Here is an 18,675-nt window from a genome sequence, read left to right on the forward strand (position 1 = left end):
CAGATTCCGAGCCAGAAAGTGAGCAACACCATGTACGTCGTCACAGGAGCAGGCCCCGTCGGATGGACCGTTGCCGAGCAACTCGCAGACCGCGGAGAACAGGTGCGCGTCCTGACACGCTCAGGCAGCGGCCCGGACCACCCGCTGGTCGAAAAGCTTCGCGTGGACGTCTCGGACCCGGCCAAGTTGGCGCGAGCCTTCGATGGCGCCGCGGCCGTTTTCCACTGCATCCATGGTTCTGCCTACCGGGCCAAAGCCTGGGCGGCCGAGCTTCCCGGTGCAGAGCAAGTGGTGATGGACGCCGCTGTGGCGGCGGGCGCCGTCGTCGTCTTCCCGGAGAGCCTCTACTCCTACAGCGAGCCGGACAAGACCATCACTGAAAGCAGCCCGCGCGAAGCGGCCGGTGGCAAGCGCGGGATCCGTTCCGCCCTGCTGAAGGCCCGGCAAGCCCACCCGGCGAATACCGTCAGCGTGGTGGCGGGCGATTTCTTCGGGCCGCGGGCCCGCTTGGCGCACGCCGGCGAGCGCATGGTCCCCATGGTCCTCAAGGGCAAGCCGGTCCAGGTTCTCGGAAGCGCCCAGCAGCCCCACTCTTTCACCTACGTCCCGGATCTTGCAGCAGCCATGATCGCCGCGGCCGAAAAGCCCGAACTCTGGAACTCGGTGCTGCACGCCCCCACGGGTCCGGCAATGACGATGCGGGAAATTGCGGACAACTTCGCGCGCTCGGCCGGCGTTCCCGAACCGAAGCTGAGTGTGGTTCCAGGCTGGCTGCTCCGGATCCTTGGCCTGTTTTCAACCGACATGCGCGAGCTGGCCGAAATGTTGTACCAGTTCGAGCGGCCGTTCGTCATGGATTCCACTGTGAGCCAGGCCAAGCTCGGGCTGGAACCGACGCCGCTTTCGGACGCGATGGCGACGACCGTGGCCTGGTGGCGGGATCAGGAAGCCGTGGCTGCCCGCTGAGTTTCGCCCATCGCCTGGTCCTCATCCGAGGATCCATGGCCCAAACGTCCCGGCCACCAAATCCGCCGGCCGATGTCGTAGGACAGGGCGGGCACCAACAGCGAGCGCACGATCGTGGTGTCGAGCAGCACCCCGAACGCGACAATAAAAGAGATCTGCGCAAGGAAGAGGATCGGAATGACCCCTAGGGCGGCAAAGGTTGCGGCAAGAACGACGCCGGCCGAGGTAATCACCCCGCCGGTGGCACCAAGCCCCTTCAAGATACCGGCCCGGGTTCCGCTGAGCATCGACTCCTCCCGGACACGGGTCATGAGGAAGATGTTGTAGTCAACGCCGAGTGCCACGAGGAACACAAAACCGAAAAGCGGAACCGAGGCATCCGCCCCGGGGAATCCAAACACATGGTTGAACACCCAGGCCGAGACACCCAACGCTGCCGCATAGGACAGCACTACGGTGCCGATCAGCAATAGTGGCGCCAGGACCGCCCGCAGCAGTGCCATGAGCACCAACAGGATGACCGCCAAGACGATCGGGATGATGCGCCACAAATCAGACTGCGCGCTGGCGTTGGTGTCCGCGGCAGTGGCTGTGGTTCCTCCCACCAGGGTCCCTGGCGCCTTGTCATGCAGCTTCTGCCGGAGCGTGGCGACGGTCTGCTCGGCCTTGGCCGAATCGGCCTCCGAGGACAAGGTGGCATTGATCAGCACCCGGCCGTCCCGCACCAAGGGGGCAGCGTCCGTCGCCGGTTCCGCCAGCGGGCGGACGCCGGAATCCGGTTGAGCGGCAACCACGGATGCATCCGAAATGCCTTCCTGGGCTTTGACTTCGGCAAGCACCACGGCTGCCGCCTTTTCCTCAGCCACAACCACCACCGGGCTTCCTGCACCGGCGGGATAATGCCGGCCCAGAGCCGCCTGGCCGTCCACTGCCTCGGATTTGCCCAGGATGAGTGCCGACTCCGGAACACCGCTGGCTTGGAGTTGCGGCAGGCCCGAGGCGCAGACCACCAAAATGGCAGCTGCGCTCAGCCATACGGCCTTGGGCCGCTTGGCTATGATGCTTGCCAGAATCCTCCAGACTCGGGGAATGTCGGAGTTGGCCGGGTTCGCGGCCGGGCTCTTGTTCGGGGTTCGCGGCCAAAATGCGGACCTGCCGAGCAAGCCAAGGGCCGCGGGAAGCAGCGTCAGGCTGGCCAACATTGAAAAGCCGATTCCGATTGCGCCAATTGGCCCCAGTCCGCGGTTTGAATTCAGTTCCGAGAAGAGCAGGCAAAGCAACGCCAGGGCGACCGTCGTCCCGGATGCCAGGATGGCCCCAAAGCTACCCTTGTAGGCGCGTCCCACCGCGGACCACTTGTTCGACGCGTGGCCCAGGGCCTCGCGGTAACGGGCCACAAAGAGGAGGGCATAGTCAGTGGCTGAGCCGACCACCAGGATGGACAGGATCCCTTGGCTTTGTCCCGTCAATTGGATTGCGCCCGCCTTCGCCAAGGCAAAGACCACCAGAATGGAGCCGCAAAGCGCGAAGACTGCGGTAAGCAGCACCACGAACGGCAGCACCACGGATCGGTAGACGGCCAGCAGGATCACCAGCACGGCACCAAGTGCCGCGAAGAGTAGTATCCCGTCGATGCCGCCAAAAGCGTTGACCAAATCAGCGAGGAAGCCCGCCGGTCCGGTCACGTAGGTGGTTGTTCCAGCGGGAAGCCCCGCCCCCTCTACATAGCCCGTCGCCATTGCGCGAAGCGCTTGGATGCTCCCTTTGACCCTGTTTCCTTCCTCCACCGGGACGATGAACTGCGCCGCCTTGCCATCCGCGGAGGGAATCGGGCCCGCCGCCGACGTCGAATGGCTGACCCCGTCGACGGCAGACAGTTGGGTGCCGAGGGATGCCAATCCGGCCAGTTGAACGGGGGAAAGCTTCTCAGGAGACTCGATCAACACCACCGCGGGAACACTGCCGCCGGAAGTGAACTTGCTTTGCCATTGACGGGCTTCGGTGGATTCGGCGCTGGCCGGCAGGAAGGACGCTTGGTCGTTGCTGGACACCTCGCTGAGCTTCCCAAAGGTAGGGCCGCCGATTCCGCCGACCACCATCCACGCCACCAGCGACAGCACCGCTCCCGCCAACCACAACCGCGAACTGCTTCGCCGGCCGGCTCCAGGCCGTTTGTCCATGATGCCCGCACCCTTCGTAATTACTTCCATGACGAAATATATCTACCATGGAGATAATTGGTCAATGGGATCTCGGTGGGATAATTTGAGGCTGAAGGAGGCCTCATGGATGACAACCAGCACGTTCGGTCCGCAGCTGTACTCCTCGGGCTACTCCAGCAGTTCACGGTCGAAACGGAGCGCTACGTGGAGGCCGTGAGCGATCGCCACCACCTCCATCGAACGGACCTGAATGCATTGGCGGCAATGGTGGCTGCCGCCCGGGAGGGCAAGACCATGACTCCCGGGGCGCTCAGGGAAGCACTCAACCTGAGCTCGCCGGCAACAACTGCGCTTGTGGACCGGCTCGACCGGGCAGGCCATCTGGCACGCCGCCGCAGCGAAAAGGACCGCCGGCAGGTTCATCTGGAGATGACTGATTCCGCACGCGCTACCGGCAGCGAATTATTCTCTCCCCTGGCCGGCGCCATCACCCCGGTAATTGACGCACTTTCGCCGGAAGAACTCCACGTAGTCATGACTTTCATGCAAGGCGTCATCGAGGCCACCATGACGGCCCGCCACGATGTCACGCCAAACATCCAACCATCGAATGGAGTTATTCCTGAGGCCCCAGTGACTCACAGGCCATTGCGGGAGTAACCTAGAGCACATCGGCTGTGCTGGACCACTTTGTGGACTGGGGTGTCACCGTGGGTGTTGTGCGATCATCGTTGACCGAGCTCCTCGGGATACTTTCCGACGCCGTTTCGCCGGAGCGTGTCCGTTTCGATGACGGCTCCGAACCACTTACCGGCCAATCCACCGACGCACCTGTCACGGTCCACGCCGTCGCCATGAACAGGGTGGGCCGTTCCCGGCGGGAAGGGCCGCTGCTGGACCTTGAACTCAAAGTGGCAGTGGAATGCCACGGTCCCACTCAGCTGGACAACATGGAAAAGCTCCTGATTGCGATCGAGCAAAACACCCAGTACTCAGTGGTTTCCAGCGGAGAATTCCAGCCGGACGAATACGACTCCGGCATCCGCCAAGGCCTCGGTTTCCTGGTCCGCGTCCCCGTGGGAATCCGTCTCGACGAGCCTTCCGGCCCACCGGTCACTGAACCCCTCGTCGCCACCACCACCGTAGCCCGCCGTATCCACGGCAGGCTGGTCGACGTCCACAACAAAGGCATCCCCGACGCTTACATCCGCCCCCATTCGTCCGCCTCCGCCGTCGTGAGCGATCCCACCGGCCACTTCGAGGTCCTGGCCTCCGCGGACGAACTCCAGCACTTTGTCGTGGCAGTCCGCGGCACTGAACGTGAAGTCTCAGCAGACACGAGCAGCCTGCCGGTGATCATCCGGTGGGAGTGAAAGGGAGCACACCATGGCGAACTACCAGGCGCCAGGAGTGTATGTACAAGAAGTGCCCAGCGGTGCGCGGTCGATCGGCCAGGTCAGCACCAGCATCGCCGGTTTTGTAGGAGTTTCCCCCGATCCCTTGGCCCACCCGGATGAAGCACGGGTGCTGGACAACTGGACCCAGTTCGTGGACCAGTATGTTGGCAAAGCCACTCAAGGAACGCCACTGTCCAGCGCCGTCTTCGGATTCTTCGCCAACGGCGGCAGCCGCTGCTACGTGGTCAATATCGGTACCGGCGGCAGCCTCACCGGCACCGCCGCGAAGCCCACCGGGGTCACGTTGTTCGAAGCGATCGACGACATCTCGATGGTGGCCGCCCCCGGATACGCCGACGCCGAAGCGTACGCCGCCCTGCAGGCCCACGTGGAGCATCCCTTGCGCCAGGACCGCATGGCGATCATGGACACCCCGGAGAAAGTGGACGACGTCGGAGCCCTCACCCGGGCGGCGACGTCCGGTGTGCCGGACGCGCCGAAGTCCACCGACGCGAAAGCGGACGACGACAAACAGGACGCACTCGGCGCTCCCCAGTCCCCCGGTGGCTACACGGCCCTGTACTTTCCGTGGATCGTCATGACGGACCCGGTGTCCGGCAAGAAGGTGACCCAGCCGCCGTCGGGCCATGTTGCCGGGGTGTGGGCGCGCGTGGACGCGACACGCGGAGTCCACAAGGCGCCCGCCAACGAACCCATCCAAGGGGCGCTGGACCTGGTCCGGCGGGTCAGCCGAGGCGAACAGGAAGTGCTGAACCCGGCCGGGGTGAACTGCATCCGCTATTTCCCGGGCGAAGGCATCCGCATTTGGGGTGCCCGGACCAAGGCACCCGAGGCCAGTGAATACCGCTACGTCAACGTCCGCAGGCTGACCAACATGATCAAGGAATCCGTGGCGGACGGCACGCGCTGGGTGGTCTTTGAACCCAACGACCACACGTTGTGGAAGTCCATCCGCCGCGACATCGGCGCATTCCTGACCAATGTGTGGCGGGACGGGGCGCTGTTGGGCACTACTCCCCAACAGGCCTTCTTTGTGAAATGCGACGAAGAAACCAACCCGCCCGAAGTCCGCGATGCGGGGCAGGTTGTCACCCTGATCGGCATCGCACCCGTCAAACCCGCCGAATTCGTGATCTTCAAGCTCATGCAGTCGGCCGACAACACCAGCGAGACAGAGAGCGCAGGAGCCTGAAATGAGCACGCAGCCAAGCACCCCGGCCCCTGCTGCCCAACCCGGGAACGTGGTGGACCCGTACCGCGCCTACAACTTCAAACTCGTTATCCAAGGTGTGGTCCAGGGACACTTCACCAAGGTTGAAGGGCTCGGGCTGAAAATCGACCGCATCCTGTACCGCTCCGGTGGCGAAAACAGCACGGTCCGGGTCATCCCGGGCCAGGTTGAGTACACTCCAGTGACGCTCCGCTACGGGCTGACCGACTCCACCGAAATGCTGCAATGGTTGTTCAAGGCCGTCGACGGGCATGTGGAGCGGCGCAACGTCTCCATCGCCATGCTCAATGACGCCGGCTCGGTGGAGGTGCGCCGCTGGAATTTGCTGGGCGCCTGGCCGTGCGACTGGTTCGGCGCCCCCTTGGATGCCCTCGGCAAGGACCTTGCCATCGAATCCCTGAGCATCGCGTACGACCGCTTGGAGCTCGATGATGCGCGCGCTCCCGGGGCCTGATGGGTGGAGGCCCCGGAACCCGTGGCGCCGCTCGGCGGCGCGGCTGCTGAGGGAACTCGCGGAAAGGCTGGAACCGCCGCCGCATCCTGACGCCGAGTCGGGTGCCGGGGCTGCCGAAGCCGTTGGAACGGAGCGCGGAGTTGGAATACAGCGCCCGACGTCGGTGCGCAGACTGGACATATCCGGCGCGCCGGAGCATTGGATCCGGTTGTTGCGCGACGCCGGTCTCGTCCCATCCCCACCCAACCCTCGCTCACATATACCCCCCTCCCCACCCAACGCTCGCTCACATATACCCCCAACCCAACCCAACCCTCGCTCACATCCACAGGAATCGCGTGCCGGCCGGACCACCGAGCCCGGCAGTTCAAGCTCGCTCCGAACCGGACCCGAGCGGATGCCAGCCCCAGGGACAATCTCGGAACGGTGGCCCCTGATCCGCCTGGGGCCGTCGCCCTCACCGCGAGTGACCGAAGGCCCGACGGCGGCACCCGACAACCCGCGGACCGCGCCTCACCCGCGACTGTGGCTGCGTCCGCCCCATGGCAGCTCTGCGGAGCTCAGACCCTTTTCCGCGGACCACGCGATCACCTGCACCACGCCCCGCCCTGATGAACCACAGAGTCCGGCCGTACAACGCCAGACTGCATTGTCCCTGCCGGCCCAGCCTCCGGTTGCTCCCTTTCCCAACGCCCACTCAACGACGCCAGAGCCGCAACCCACCCCCAAGCTCACTGCACCGGCTCCGCAAGTGGCGAGTCCCGCCGTCGTCGGCTCCGAAACTTCGGACCAGCGTCCGAGCCCGGCGCCACACCAAGAACACCATCCCCGAGAGCACCAAGCCCCAGGCCACCCAAGCACAACCCCGGAGCGCGCGTCGGCGGCACCACTCACCGGAAACTGGCCGGAATTGGCCCCACGCCCCGCGCCTCAGCCAACGGTGGAAACATCAGCAACGGCGGCGATAGCCCGCGCAGCCCGGCTGAGTAACGAACAGCTGGCGGTCTGAGATGGAACGGGTCGCTTTCCTGATCGAGGACACCGGGGAGCACCTTGGTTGCCTGCTCAATCCCGAGACGGTGGTCATGTCACGGACGGCCGGTGTGGAGCCGCGACGCTCGGCGGGTGGCAAGCTGACCGGAACGGGCCTCGCGGACGATCCCTTGCTCTTCACGGGCGGCGGGCACACCGAGCTTCGCCTGGATCTCCTGTTCGACGTCGACCTCGCGCCGGCGTCGCTCCATGTCCAGGACGTCCGCCAGATGACCCGGCCCATCTGGGCTCTCGCGGAGAATTCGGCCGAGGTGGAAAGGCAGCGCCGGCCGCCGTCGGTCCGGTTCGTCTGGGGGCGGGCATGGAATGTCCCCGGGATCGTGACCGAAGTGGCCGAGCGCTTTGACCGCTTTTCGCCGGATGGCTCGCCCTTGCGCTCGTGGATGCGCATGGTTTTCGTGCGTGTCGGGCAGAGTGCGGACCAAGAAGGCGGCGAGAACTATGAGCTCGCCCAGCGGCTCCCGACGGTGGACCTGACGGCGCCACCCGTGGATACCCTCGCGGTGGGCGGCGACGGCAGCACCGACAGGGATGCAACAGCGCCCGACGGCGGCGAGGTGCTTCCGGAGGTCCCGCCGGGTGAGCTGGGACGCCTCAGCCTGGCCGCCTTCGGGACGCCTCTGTTGTGGAAGCTGCTGCTGGAGTACAACAACATCGACGATCCGGCACATTTCAACGGCCCCCTTGCCGTTCCCCCGGTTGGCGAGGCGCCATGAAGAGTCCCGGGAAAGGCCCAGTTCGATGAGGCAGCTCCAGGGCCTCCCGGAACTCATCGTCACCCTCGGGCGGCGCCGCCTCTCCCCGGCCGAAACCGCGGCGATCATCTCCGTGCAGGTCCTCAGCTCCCTGGCCAGGCCGGCACAATGCCTCATCAGCTGGCGGCCCGGTCCGGGACGGTCGGTGACGGCACGCGGTGGAGTGGATCCAGCACCTGGGGACGCGCTGCGCGTGGAACTGGGTGGCCAACGAACTCCGCTCTTCGCAGGTGAAGTGACGGTGGTGGAGCACAGCTACGGGGCGGATCTCTCGCAGGAAATCAGGGTCCGCGCGTACGATGCCCTGCACCGGCTGAGGAAACGCCAGTTCACCCGGTTGCACAGCGACGTCGACCTCGCCGGGCTGGCCCGCACCCTCACCGAGGGCACCGGTTTGCAGGTGGTTGGCGGCGCCGCCCGGCTAGGCGAGGTGTACCAATGTGCGCGCTCGGACCTGAGCGTGTTGGTGGAGCAAAGTGCCCGGGTGGGCGCGTATCCCGTGGTGGACGGCGATGCGCTGAGGCTGACGGACCTGTCCGGCGAAGGCGAACCGATCGAGCTGGAACTGGGCAGCAGCCTGCATTCGGCCGAGGTGGAGGTGAGCCAGGAGCCGGCCTATCTCGGAGCCGAAACCACGGGCTGGCGGTCCGACGACGCCTCGGTGCAGCAGGGCTCCGCAAGTACGAGTGACGCGAAAGCCAACGTCTCGGCAGATCCTGCGCTTTCGAGCGTGGGCGCGGGCGGCGATCTCCTGCGCGAAAACGAGGCATTCGCGTCCCCATCCGCAGCCCACGGACTGGCCCAGGCGGAACTGGACTTCCGGATGGCAGGGCAAGTCACCGCCGTCTTCGTGGCCGACGGCGATCCCCGCCTCCGCGCGGGGCGCCGGGTCCGCGTGCGCGGAATCGCGACGTCGTTGGAAGGCACCTACGCTATCGCCACCGCCACCCACCGGCTGGACGGCACCGGCTACGAAACCACCATCAACACGCGCCCCCCGGAAACCCCACCCGCACGGCGTCCGGACGTCTTCACCCTGGGAATCGTGCTGGACGTGGAAGATCCGGAAGGCCGCTGCCGGGCGCGCGTCAGCCTCCCCGCCTACCCGCCGCTGGAATCAGCCTGGGCGCCGGTCCTCACAGCCGGGGCCGGGGCGGGGAAAGGCTTCGTGGTGCCGCCTGCTCCGGAGGACACCGTGCTGGTCTTGCTACCGGCCACGGATCCGGCGCAGGCGATCATCCTGGGTGGGCTCTATGGCGGGGAGCAGGCCCCGGACAACAGCTTGAACACGCCGAGGGACAGCCGCTACACCTTCCGGAGCGCCGACGGGCAGCAAATAGTGCTCGACGGCGGCACCCGCACCGTGAGTTTCACGGACGGGCACGGCTCCACGGTGGAACTCGGGCCCGAGAAGCTGCGCATTACCGCAGCTACGGACATGTTCCTCGAAGCACCGGGCAAGGCCATGAAGATCCGCGCCAAAACCGTCGATTTCGAGGAGGCCTGATGCTGAAGATCCTCGTCAAGGAAGCGATCCTGCGCTGCGGTCATGACGGCAAGGTGGAGAACGTCCCTTCGCAGCAGTGGGTCCGCGTTGCGGGTTCGCCTGTTTTGGTCGACAACGATCCCCAAGGACGAAGCATCAGCATGTGCCCCAACGTGGGCCTCAACATCAAGCCCTGCAACAAGACCTTGCCCGTGCTCAAGGGCTATTCGGATTTTGTCCGGATCGGCGGCAAGAAGGTCTGCCTGGACACTGTGGAGGGCTATACGGACGGCACTCCGCCCGGTGCCGTCAAGTACACGGTCCGGCGGCCGGGCCAGGAATTCGTGGCGGCGGGATCATGAGAGGCGGCCGGCCGTGAGCATCCCCAGATACAAGTCGGTGGCCTTCGTCCACCCAGATTTCGATGCCGCCGTCGGGCTTCCAGGCTTGCGTCTGACGCCCGACGGACGGCTCGCCACCGTGACGGACGCTGCATCCGTGCGCCAGGCGCTCCTCCTGCTGCTGAGCACCAGGCCCGGCGAGCGCGTCAACCGGCCCACCTACGGCTGCCATTTGTTCCGGCTCGCTTTCGCGCCGGCGGATGACACCACTGCGGGGCTGGCCATCCATTATGTTGCCCGGGCCGTGGAGCAGTGGGAGCCCCGGATCACCGTCCTGTCTTTGGATGCGTCCCGCTCTCCGGAAAGCCCGGAAATACTGGAGGTCCAGCTGCGGTACCGGGTCCGCTCCACCCAGCTCGAGGACCAGCTCGCTATCGCCCTGCCCGTTGATTCCGGAGGTGCAGCATGAGTATCCCGGTGCCGAATCTTGACGACCGCAGCTTCGCGGACCTGGTGGCCGGTGCACGCGAGCGCATCCAGCAAATCGCCCCGGACTGGACGGACCTCTCCGTGCACGACCCCGGCATCACCATCCTCGAGGCTTTCGCTTACCTGACGGATACCCTGATGTACCGGCTCAACCGGGTGCCGGAAAAGCTCTATGCCGTGTACTTGAACCTACTCGGCACCAGCCTGTACCCGCCCAGCACGGCCGAAGCCATCCTCGAATTCACCCGTACGTCCGCAGCAAGCAGTACCGACGGCCAGGACATCCGCATCCCGCGCGGGACCCAGGTCAGTTGCCCGCCCGGCGTGCCCGGCGCTCCTCAACCGGTCTTCACGACGACGACGGCGGCCGTCCTCGCGGCGGGCCAGTCCAGTGTGCAGGTCCCGGCAGCCGATGTCACCTTGTACGACGCCGTTCCCATCGGCGTCGGAACCGGGCGCCCGGGCCAGAGCTTCCTCATTCCGAACGCACCCATCGTCTCCGGGGCGGGCCTGTCAATCGCCATAGAGGTTCCCGCGGGCGCCCAGCTGAGCAGCGGCGAAGCCGTCTTGGTGGACGGCAAACCATTCCGGTATTGCCGCGAGGTGGAGGCTTTCGCTGACGCCAGCCCGGATGAGTCGCCGGTCCGGATTGACCGGAGTGCCGGCGTCGTGATGTTCGCATGGTGGGACGAGGAGTCCGTAGCGCGGACGGCTGTTGTTCCCGGGCCGGGCGCCGAGGTCCGCGCTTGGTACCGCGGCGGTGGAGGGCAACGGGGCAATGTCGGCGCAGGCCAACTGACGATCATGCGCACCCCGATCCCCGGCGTCAAGGTCAGCAACCCGGAACCCGCCACGGGAGGCCGCGACGGCGAATCGCTGGAGAATGCTCTCCGCCGGGCACCGCAGGACTTCCAGGCCAGGGACAGGGCCGTCACTGTGCGGGACTACGAGGTTTTGGCCATGCGCCACGGCGGCGTCGCGAGGGCTCGGGCATTCACGCGGCGGGACATTTGGGCCTTTGCCAAACCCGGCGAGGTAGAGGTGGTGCTGGTGCCGTTCGTGCCGGGTGATTCCGGCAGCACTCCCGTGCGCGCCGCCGAGCTGAACGCCCAGGCGCGTGAAAGCGTCCGGCTCGAGGTAGAACAATACCTGCGTCGCCGGTCCACGGTGGGGGCCGAGCCTGTGGTCCGTTGGGGCCTCTACAAGCAAGTGCTGGTGGACGCCAGGATCGTAGTCCGCCCCGATGAGGACGCCGAGGCCGTGAAGTCCAGGATCGTGGGCCGGCTAGCGGAAGGCATCAGTCCGCTCAACCCGAGTTCTTCCAACTACGGCTCTGGCTTCGGCAAGCCGTTGCGCGTCTCCAACCTCTACCGGGCCATGGAGGAAGCCGAGCCCGGAGTCCAATACGTGGACCGCGTTCGGCTCGAAGTGGAGAAGGTCCCGGACACCGACGCCCTGGCGCTGGTTCAGGCCGAGGGCCAGGACAACACGTGGTTCGTGGCTCAAGAGAGCGCCCTTTTCCGGACCACCAACGCGGGCGATGGCTGGGAAGCCTGTGCCGGGTTCGGCTCGGAGGCGGCCAGCGAAACGGTGAAGTCCATCGCTCCCTTCCGTTCCCCCGCCCCAGGCCGCTTCGGCCCTGGCGGGTTCGGCGCTGGCGGTTTCGGCCCTGGCGGGTTCGGCGCTGGACAGCACCCAGGCATGGTGGCCGTGAGCACCGTGACCCCCACGGGCTCGCGCATCTACGTCAGCGAGGACCTCGGCGAATCCTGGCGCCGAGCCGCGGAATTAGGCTTCGTCGTCGCGGATTTGTGCTGGGTGGACCGGCAGGGAGTCCCCGTGCTGCTGCTCGCTGGCGAGCACGGTCTCTATGAGCTGCCGATGGGCCAGGGTGCCCTCCCGGTCCAGAACGTGGTGGATGCAACCCAGCCGGACCGCGGCTTTTACGCAGTGGACGCCCTGGTGGACGTGCGCGGCCGCACCGGCGTGGTGGTCGCGGCGGAAGCATCCGCAGGAATTTGGCTCTCCCCCGACGCCGGGGCCGCCGGCAGCTTCAAGCAGGTCAAGTCGGCGGGCGAGGACATCCGCTGCATGACAATCCAGTACGACGGCGGCGCAAGCTACGTCTGGCTCGGACGTTCCGTGCCCGAAGGTACGGGGACGGGCTGCCTGCGCCTGAAGATCGATGAACTCGCCCGCACCCAATTCGACGCCGCCCTGATGGCTTCCTGGGAACAGTTCGGCGCAGGCTGGACCGGCGGCAGCTGCTGGGGCGTCCACGTGATGGGCGATGCCGCCTATGCCGCCACCCAGAGCGGCGGCGTGCTTCGCCTCCAGCTTGGCCAGGCTTCCGCGCAATGGAGCGTCCCCGATGTGAACTGCAATCTGCCGCTGCGGGACCGGACTCGCTTCGAGCCCGTCCGCGCCGTGTCCGGCGTTGTGCGCGGCGACGGTTCGCAGCTTGTACTCGCGGCCGGCCCCAAGGGGATCTACCGGAGCACGGACAACGCAGTGTCCTGGGCGAGCTGTACGCGGCGGATGGTTGACGACGTGGTGACCCTCCCCGATACCTGGCTGTTCTGCTCGGGCGACCACCGGATCGAAGTGGTGCATGGCAATGGTTGAACCTGTGCTGCGCAACTCCCCGATCTTGAAGGTCCTGCCCGAGATCTACCAAGTGGCGGCGGAGACCAGCACGCCGCTGCAAGCCCTCATTGCAGTGGCTGAGGACATGCACTTGCCTGTCCGGGATGTCTTGGACCGCATCCATACCGTCCCCGATCCCGGCCGCTCGCCGTCGTCGTTCATTCCCTTCCTGTCCCGGTGGGTGGACCTGGACTGGTTGACCCTGCCAAACACGGAGTCCGTGGACTCCGCGGCGGCGGGAGTCCCCGTGGCCCGCCAACGCGATCTGATCGCGTGCGCCGCCACGCTGTCCGCTCGCCGGGGCACCGTGGACGGACTCACCCGCTTCCTTCAGCTCGCCACCGGGATCCCGGGGTTCGACGTCGAATCCGTCCCGGGCGAGTTCCACATCAAGGTGCTCGTCCCCGCGGCGGCCGCCGGACAAGTGGAGCTGGTCCGCCGGATCGTCAAAGGCATCAAGCCTGCACACGTTACGGACGAGGTTGCCGTAATGGTCCCGGTGCCGGACTCATGAACAGGCCGGACTCATGAACAGGCCGGACTCGTGAACGGCGAGAACCGCAAGCCGCTCATTGCGGTGGCCGTGTGCGGCGTCATCGCGGTGCTCGTGCTGGTGTTCGGCGTCAGTTGCGGCGGAAACAATAACGCGGCGGCCAGTTGGCAAACGGGCTTCTCGCAGGCCGCCAAAGGAGGCACCCTCGCTGCCTCGGATCTCGTGAGCCCAGGCGGCCAATGCTCCGCGGCGGCAACACAACTGCTGGTGACGGGAAGCTGCGTTTTCGAGGTCAAGAAATTCGGGGGCCCGTTCGATCTTGGCAGCCCCACCAAGCGTGCCCGGCTGGCTCCCCAACAGGCGGTCACCGTGACCCTCCTCGTGGAGGGCACACGAACGGAGCAGGACGTGTCCGCTGGGGACACTGTCAGCCTGACCTTCGGGACTTCCGGGGGTCAACTGGGCATCGCGTGCCGGGTTGTCGGCACCTGCGCGCTGCAGCTCCTGGAAGCAGGAGGATGACTTGGCCGCCACCCTTTCCGTTGCCGTTTTCATTCCCCGAAAGGCGGTTGTCGCATGAGCACCATCACCATGACCCTGAGTTCCCCCACCGTGGAGCTCAAGGACGGCAAAGGCTCCCTGACTGCGTCCGTGACCAACGGAGCTCCCGGCCCGGAACGCGTGGTGCTCGGGGCTTTTCCCGGTGCGGAGAGCACACCGCCGTCGCCGACGTACACCACCATCCCTACCCCTCTGCGGACCATCGCGGCCGGAGCCACCGAGCAGTACCTGGTCAACTTCGACACCGCCGGCGCCGCGCCAGGCACGTTTCCCGTGAAACTGATCGCCTACTCTGCCGACGACGCCCCGGAAGACTATGCCGATCAGGCCCACGTGGTCACGCTGAATGTCACCAAGCCACCGGAACCGCCCAAGCCGACTCACAGGTTTCCTTGGCTGTGGGTGATCCTCGGCGCCGTCGTGCTGCTGGCGGCGATTGGTGGGGTGATCTGGTTCCTTCTCAAGGACGTCAATGTGCCGGACGTCGTCGGGAAACCCCAGGCTGAAGCAACGCAGATCTTGAAGGACGCCGGATTCTCCGCGGCCACAACGGACAAGGAAAGCTCGTCGCCGGAGGGAACGGTGGTCACCCAATCGCCCGAAGCCAACAAGACCGCCGGGCGCGGCTCCACCATCAACCTGGAGATCGCGACGCCGGTGAAATCCGTAGTGCCCGCGGTTCTGGGCTCGCGGATCGAAAGTGCGCGGACCGCCTTCCAGACCGCGAAAATCCAGCTCGATTTCACCCAGGGCTCTACGTGCCAGTCTTCGCCGTCGGGGTTCCTGCTGAGTTGCGTGGTCGTGGGGGTCAATCCCGACGTCGGAAGCAAAGTGAACGTCAACGCGCTGGTCCTGGTCCGCACCGAACTCCGGCAAAGCGTCATCATCGAGCCGAATCCGATCAACCTCTGCATGGTCCAACCGCAGATCTGTGCGATCAAGCAATAGGGCGGTCTTGGTGCTGTCTGTAATCCGGTGCCGAAAACGGTGCCGCTCATGAAAAGATCAACCATGCGTCCGATGCAGCACTCCAGCAAACTACAGAACGTCCGCTACGAACTCCGTGGGCCCATCCTCCAAGCGGCCAAGACCATGGAGGCCGAAGGGCACCGCATCCTCAAGATGAATCTTGGGGACACTGCGCCGTTCGGGCTGGAAGCGCCGGAGTCGGTTGTCGTCGACATGATCCACCACCTCCGCGGGGCGCAAGGTTACAGCGATTCCAAAGGCATCTTCACGGCGCGGACAGCAATCTCGCAGTACTACCAGACCCAGAACCTCATGAATATCGGCGTCGAGGACATCTTCATCGGCAACGGCGTGAGCGAATTGATCTCCATGACGCTGCAGGCGTTCCTGGAGAACGGCGACGAGGTCCTCATCCCCGCGCCGGACTATCCCCTGTGGACGGCCACGGTGACCCTCACGGGCGGAAAGCCGGTGCACTATCTCTGCGATGAGGGCCAGAATTGGTGGCCGGACATGTCCGACGTCGAAGCCAAGATCACCAAGCGCACCAAGGCAATCGTCATCATCAACCCGAACAACCCCACCGGCGCGGTATACCCCCGCCACATCCTGGAGCAGTTTGCGGCGCTGGCACGCAAGCATGACCTTGTCCTTTTCTCGGACGAGATCTACGAGAAGATCCGCTACGAGGAGGCCCAGCACATCCATACGGCTTCCGTGGCCGACGACATCTGCGTCCTGACTTTCAGCGGCCTCTCCAAGGCCTACCGGATGCCCGGCTACCGAGCAGGTTGGGTGGCTGTCACGGGTCCGCACGCCGCCACGGCCGAATACCGCGAGGCGCTTGAACTGTTGGCTTCCCTCCGATTGTGTTCCAACGTTCCCGCGCAGCACGCCATCCAGACCTGCCTGGGCGGTTACCAGAGCATCGAGGAACTCATTAAGCCAGGTGGCCGCCTCCGCGAACAACGGGACCTGGCCTTGAAGCTCCTGACTGCGATCCCCGGAGTGAGTTGCGTTCCGGCAGCCGGGGCCATGTACCTGTTCCCGCGGCTGGATCCTGGGGTCTACCCGATCGAGAGCGACGAGAAATTCGTCCTCGACCTCCTGCAGGACCAGAAGATCCTGGTCTCCCACGGATCGGCCTTCAACTGGCCAACCCCGGACCACTTCCGCTTCGTCATCCTGCCCTCCGTCCGCGAGATCCAGGAGGCAGTGCGCAGGATCGCCACGTTCCTGGCCGCGTACCGGAACCGGCCGCAGGACTAGGGCCTCCCGCGAGTCCCAACGCTCGCTCACCTATGTCCCGGATTTCCACAACGCTCGCTCACCTATGTCCCGGTTTTCCACAACGCTCGCTCACCTGATGTGAGCGAGCGTCTGCGAAAAGGGGCCCAAAAGTGAGCGAGCGTCCGGGTCTTTAGTCCCCTGCCGAGCCTCTGACCCGCAGGGCGTTGATGATAGCCGGGATAGATCCGATGAGCATGATGAGCGCCCACACCAAGGCCACCACCACCGTAACGAGCGCCCAGAACTGATCCCCGATGGACACGAGCGGGCCTGGGAGAAAGCCGTGGATGAGTCCAAGAACCAGATGGAAGAGCACCGAGACGAGGAGCAGCACTACAAGCCCTGTAACCTTCAGGAATTTTGGCTGACTCAGAATCAGCAGCACCGCGAAAGCGATCTTCAGCAGGAGGAGGAGCGCAAGGATGGCCGCTGCCTGGCTCGTGGGAAAACTCCCCCACAGTGCGAGGTAGGCAAGGGTCCCGAAGGGCGCGGCCACGAACAGCCCGAACATCAGGAACAGCTTCGCCAACGCCAGGAGTGCCGTGATGAACGCGCCCACCACCCAGAGGAACGTGACAACCAAGGTGACGATGCCCTGGATCCGTCCGTAAACCCTGAGCTCCATGATCAGGCTCAGCCCCAGCATCACGACGGTGAACAGCAGCAGCCCGTCCAGGAACGCGAGGAAACCGATCCCCGCGCCGGGCGGCGCAGCTGATGCGCGCTGGGTTTTCAGGAAGACGTCGATCGGGACGCCGAGCTTGTCCGCTTGGTCGGGCGAAACGGGCTCCACGGCGGTCCCGCCGAGGAGGATCGACAAGCCGATTTCGGCCAAGACCACGACGGCGAAGACGGCGACTGCCGCAATGAAGAACGGGCGACGCAAGGCGTCCGGGGACGGTCCGTCACCCAGCCCTCCGAAGCCCGATCCGCGCCCCAGCTCCGACCCCCGACCCCACCGCGCTGCGGCCATGCGTCCATTGTGGCAGGCCGGGATTCGAAAACAAGGTTTCGCCCAAGTTCCGCCCGCTTTCCACTCCATCGGGGTAGCGTTTCCCTATGAACGAGCAGATGCCTGAAGACGTCTACACACACGGCCACCACGAGTCCGTCGTACGCGCCCACGCCTCCCGCACAGCCGAGAACTCTGCCGCGTTTGTCATCCCGCATCTCACCGCCGGGACTTCAGTACTCGACGTCGGATGCGGACCTGGGAGCATCACCTGCGACTTCGCGGAGCTGGTGGCTCCCGCGAAGGTCGTCGGGCTCGACCGTTCCGCCGAGATCGTGGCCCAGGCTGCCTCGCTCGCGGCCGAACGTGGCGTGGAAAACGTGGAATTCGTGACCGGCAACATCTACGATCTGGACTTCGAGGACGAGACCTTCGACCTCGTCCACGCCCACCAAGTCCTGCAACACCTGACCGACCCCGTGGCCGCGTTGCGCGAAATGCGGCGCGTGGCCAAACCCGGCGCCATCGTGGCAGTGCGCGACGCCGACTTCCACGGCATGAGCTGGTACCCGGAGGTCCGCGAGCTCGACGACTGGATGGAGCTCTACCAGAAGATCGCCCGACGAAACGGAGCAGAGCCCGACGCCGGGCGGCGGCTCGTGTCGTGGGCACAGCAGGCGGGCTTCACCGACGTCGCACCCTCCAGCAGCAACTGGCTGTACGCAACCGCGCAGCAGCGCCGCTGGCAGTCGCGGGTGTGGAGCGAGCGCGTCCTGCACTCCGCCTTTGCCGAGCAAGCGTTGGAATACGGGCTGGCCAACGAGGCAGACCTCGCCAGGATCGCCGCCGGTTGGCACCGTTGGGGCTCCACGGATGATGGCTTCTTCCTGATCCCGAACGGGGAAGTCATCGCACGCGCGTAGCGGCCTGCCAAAAGTTTCTTGGGATTTTCCATCAACCCATGTCGAAAACCGTCCTGTAGTTCCGACCCATGAACGAAAGCGCCCACACGGAGCGCCCCCGATAAGGAGTTCGAGATGAAATACATGATCATGATGTTTGGTTCTGCCGAGGGCATGATGGAGGCCGCGGATCCCGAATGGATCAGGGAAATGATCGGGTTCATGATCCAGATCGACAAGGATCTCAGCGATTCGGGCGAGATGGTGTTCAACGCCGGACTGGCCGACCCCGGCACTGCCAAGCTGGTCAAGCAGACGGATAACGGGGTCATCACCACCGACGGGCCTTTCGCCGAAGCCAAGGAATCCCTCATCGGCTACTGGGTGGTAGACGTCGCCAGCGAGGAACGAGCCGTGGAAATCTGCTCCAGCATCGTGAAGTATGCGCCGGTTGTGGAGCTTCGCCGCGTCCAGGACGAGCCCCCGGAGGTCTAACGCTTGGCCGAG

At 65.4% G+C, this 18,675-nt stretch carries 18 protein-coding genes; 16 read left to right on the plus strand and 2 right to left on the minus strand.

The genetic code is table 11. The features are described from left to right. The first annotated feature begins 30 nt into the window (after positions 1 to 30). Positions 31 to 966 (plus strand): NAD-dependent epimerase/dehydratase family protein, encoded by a 936-nt coding sequence (locus NFJ07_RS13960; RefSeq protein WP_269995359.1) that lies wholly within the window; start codon positions 31 to 33, stop codon positions 964 to 966. Here NFJ07_RS13960 and NFJ07_RS13965 read toward each other — a convergent pair. Further along, a complete protein-coding gene (locus NFJ07_RS13965; RefSeq protein ID WP_269995360.1) occupies positions 942 to 3,146 on the minus strand; it encodes an MMPL family transporter in 2,205 nt (734 codons plus the stop codon). The genes NFJ07_RS13960 and NFJ07_RS13965 overlap by 25 nt on opposite strands. Positions 3,147 to 3,251: 105 nt before the next feature. Between NFJ07_RS13965 and NFJ07_RS13970 the strand changes: the two genes are divergently transcribed. The 13 genes from NFJ07_RS13970 (at position 3,252) to NFJ07_RS14030 (ending at position 16,293) form a co-directional block, all read left to right on the plus strand. Next, positions 3,252 to 3,788: a MarR family winged helix-turn-helix transcriptional regulator gene (locus NFJ07_RS13970; RefSeq protein ID WP_269995207.1), complete on the plus strand. Its 537-nt coding sequence runs from the start codon at positions 3,252 to 3,254 to the stop codon at positions 3,786 to 3,788. Between the two features lie 17 nt (positions 3,789 to 3,805). Continuing rightward, positions 3,806 to 4,501, plus strand: a complete 696-nt coding sequence (locus NFJ07_RS13975; protein WP_269995208.1) for a hypothetical protein — start codon at positions 3,806 to 3,808, stop codon at positions 4,499 to 4,501. A 13-nt stretch (positions 4,502 to 4,514) separates the two neighbouring features. Next, positions 4,515 to 5,738, plus strand: coding sequence for a phage tail sheath family protein (locus NFJ07_RS13980; protein ID WP_269995209.1), 1,224 nt, complete (start codon positions 4,515 to 4,517; stop codon positions 5,736 to 5,738). Position 5,739: 1 nt separating this feature from the next. Beyond that, positions 5,740 to 6,231 carry a phage tail protein gene (locus NFJ07_RS13985; RefSeq protein ID WP_269995210.1) on the plus strand — a complete coding sequence of 164 codons (492 nt, stop codon included), beginning with the start codon at positions 5,740 to 5,742 and terminating at the stop codon, positions 6,229 to 6,231. A 1,010-nt stretch (positions 6,232 to 7,241) separates the two neighbouring features. Then, positions 7,242 to 8,000, plus strand: coding sequence for a CIS tube protein (locus NFJ07_RS13990; RefSeq protein ID WP_269995212.1), 759 nt, complete (start codon positions 7,242 to 7,244; stop codon positions 7,998 to 8,000). A gap of 25 nt (positions 8,001 to 8,025) precedes the next feature. After that, positions 8,026 to 9,546, plus strand: coding sequence for a phage baseplate assembly protein V (locus NFJ07_RS13995; protein WP_269995213.1), 1,521 nt, complete (start codon positions 8,026 to 8,028; stop codon positions 9,544 to 9,546). Then, positions 9,546 to 9,887, plus strand: coding sequence for a hypothetical protein (locus NFJ07_RS14000; RefSeq protein ID WP_269995215.1), 342 nt, complete (start codon positions 9,546 to 9,548; stop codon positions 9,885 to 9,887). Before NFJ07_RS13995 ends, NFJ07_RS14000 begins: the two co-directional genes overlap by 1 nt. A gap of 13 nt (positions 9,888 to 9,900) precedes the next feature. Then, complete coding sequence (locus NFJ07_RS14005) at positions 9,901 to 10,335, plus strand: GPW/gp25 family protein (RefSeq protein ID WP_269995217.1); 435 nt, start codon at positions 9,901 to 9,903, stop codon at positions 10,333 to 10,335. Then, a complete protein-coding gene (locus NFJ07_RS14010; protein ID WP_269995219.1) occupies positions 10,332 to 12,980 on the plus strand; it encodes a baseplate J/gp47 family protein in 2,649 nt (882 codons plus the stop codon). The genes NFJ07_RS14005 and NFJ07_RS14010 overlap by 4 nt, the downstream gene beginning before the upstream one ends. Further along, positions 12,973 to 13,515, plus strand: coding sequence for a phage tail protein (locus tag NFJ07_RS14015; protein WP_269995220.1), 543 nt, complete (start codon positions 12,973 to 12,975; stop codon positions 13,513 to 13,515). The genes NFJ07_RS14010 and NFJ07_RS14015 overlap by 8 nt, the downstream gene beginning before the upstream one ends. 30 nt (positions 13,516 to 13,545) lie before the next feature. Next, a complete protein-coding gene (locus NFJ07_RS14020; RefSeq protein WP_269995221.1) occupies positions 13,546 to 14,016 on the plus strand; it encodes a hypothetical protein in 471 nt (156 codons plus the stop codon). Positions 14,017 to 14,070: 54 nt separating this feature from the next. Beyond that, positions 14,071 to 15,003, plus strand: coding sequence for a PASTA domain-containing protein (locus NFJ07_RS14025; protein ID WP_269995222.1), 933 nt, complete (start codon positions 14,071 to 14,073; stop codon positions 15,001 to 15,003). 63 nt (positions 15,004 to 15,066) lie between these two features. After that, the gene (locus NFJ07_RS14030) at positions 15,067 to 16,293 is read left to right on the plus strand and encodes a pyridoxal phosphate-dependent aminotransferase (protein WP_269995362.1); all 1,227 of its coding nucleotides are present in this window, start codon (positions 15,067 to 15,069) and stop codon (positions 16,291 to 16,293) included. A 151-nt stretch (positions 16,294 to 16,444) separates the two neighbouring features. Here NFJ07_RS14030 and NFJ07_RS14035 read toward each other — a convergent pair whose 3' ends face one another. Further along, positions 16,445 to 17,287, minus strand: coding sequence for a hypothetical protein (locus tag NFJ07_RS14035; protein WP_269995223.1), 843 nt, complete (start codon positions 17,285 to 17,287; stop codon positions 16,445 to 16,447). A gap of 86 nt (positions 17,288 to 17,373) precedes the next feature. On the opposite strand from NFJ07_RS14035, the gene NFJ07_RS14040 reads away from it, so the two are divergent. After that, on the plus strand, positions 17,374 to 18,189 hold the full coding sequence (locus NFJ07_RS14040) for a methyltransferase domain-containing protein (RefSeq protein ID WP_269995224.1): 816 nt from the start codon (positions 17,374 to 17,376) through the stop codon (positions 18,187 to 18,189). A gap of 114 nt (positions 18,190 to 18,303) precedes the next feature. Beyond that, entirely contained in the window at positions 18,304 to 18,663 is a 360-nt protein-coding gene (locus NFJ07_RS14045; protein ID WP_269995225.1) for a YciI family protein, read from the plus strand. The last annotated feature ends 12 nt before the right edge of the window (positions 18,664 to 18,675 follow it).

Origin of the sequence: Arthrobacter sp. B2a2-09 (genome assembly GCF_027587375.1) — a bacterium.
In the GTDB taxonomy this organism is placed as follows: Bacteria; Actinomycetota; Actinomycetes; order Actinomycetales; family Micrococcaceae; genus Arthrobacter.

Bases quoted from the DNA above. Each gene is read 5' to 3' on its own strand.
- NFJ07_RS13960 (WP_269995359.1), top strand. From the start codon at position 31: ATGTACGTCGTCACAGGAGCAGGCCCCGTCGGATGGACCGTTGCCGAG.
- NFJ07_RS13965 (WP_269995360.1), bottom strand. From the start codon at position 3,146: ATGGACAAACGGCCTGGAGCCGGCCGGCGAAGCAGTTCGCGGTTGTGG.
- NFJ07_RS13970 (WP_269995207.1), top strand. From the start codon at position 3,252: ATGGATGACAACCAGCACGTTCGGTCCGCAGCTGTACTCCTCGGGCTA.
- NFJ07_RS13980 (WP_269995209.1), top strand. From the start codon at position 4,515: ATGGCGAACTACCAGGCGCCAGGAGTGTATGTACAAGAAGTGCCCAGC.
- NFJ07_RS13985 (WP_269995210.1), top strand. From the start codon at position 5,740: ATGAGCACGCAGCCAAGCACCCCGGCCCCTGCTGCCCAACCCGGGAAC.
- NFJ07_RS13990 (WP_269995212.1), top strand. From the start codon at position 7,242: ATGGAACGGGTCGCTTTCCTGATCGAGGACACCGGGGAGCACCTTGGT.
- NFJ07_RS13995 (WP_269995213.1), top strand. From the start codon at position 8,026: ATGAGGCAGCTCCAGGGCCTCCCGGAACTCATCGTCACCCTCGGGCGG.
- NFJ07_RS14000 (WP_269995215.1), top strand. From the start codon at position 9,546: ATGCTGAAGATCCTCGTCAAGGAAGCGATCCTGCGCTGCGGTCATGAC.
- NFJ07_RS14010 (WP_269995219.1), top strand. From the start codon at position 10,332: ATGAGTATCCCGGTGCCGAATCTTGACGACCGCAGCTTCGCGGACCTG.
- NFJ07_RS14015 (WP_269995220.1), top strand. From the start codon at position 12,973: ATGGTTGAACCTGTGCTGCGCAACTCCCCGATCTTGAAGGTCCTGCCC.
- NFJ07_RS14025 (WP_269995222.1), top strand. From the start codon at position 14,071: ATGAGCACCATCACCATGACCCTGAGTTCCCCCACCGTGGAGCTCAAG.
- NFJ07_RS14030 (WP_269995362.1), top strand. From the start codon at position 15,067: ATGCGTCCGATGCAGCACTCCAGCAAACTACAGAACGTCCGCTACGAA.
- NFJ07_RS14035 (WP_269995223.1), bottom strand. From the start codon at position 17,287: ATGGCCGCAGCGCGGTGGGGTCGGGGGTCGGAGCTGGGGCGCGGATCG.
- NFJ07_RS14040 (WP_269995224.1), top strand. From the start codon at position 17,374: ATGAACGAGCAGATGCCTGAAGACGTCTACACACACGGCCACCACGAG.
- NFJ07_RS14045 (WP_269995225.1), top strand. From the start codon at position 18,304: ATGAAATACATGATCATGATGTTTGGTTCTGCCGAGGGCATGATGGAG.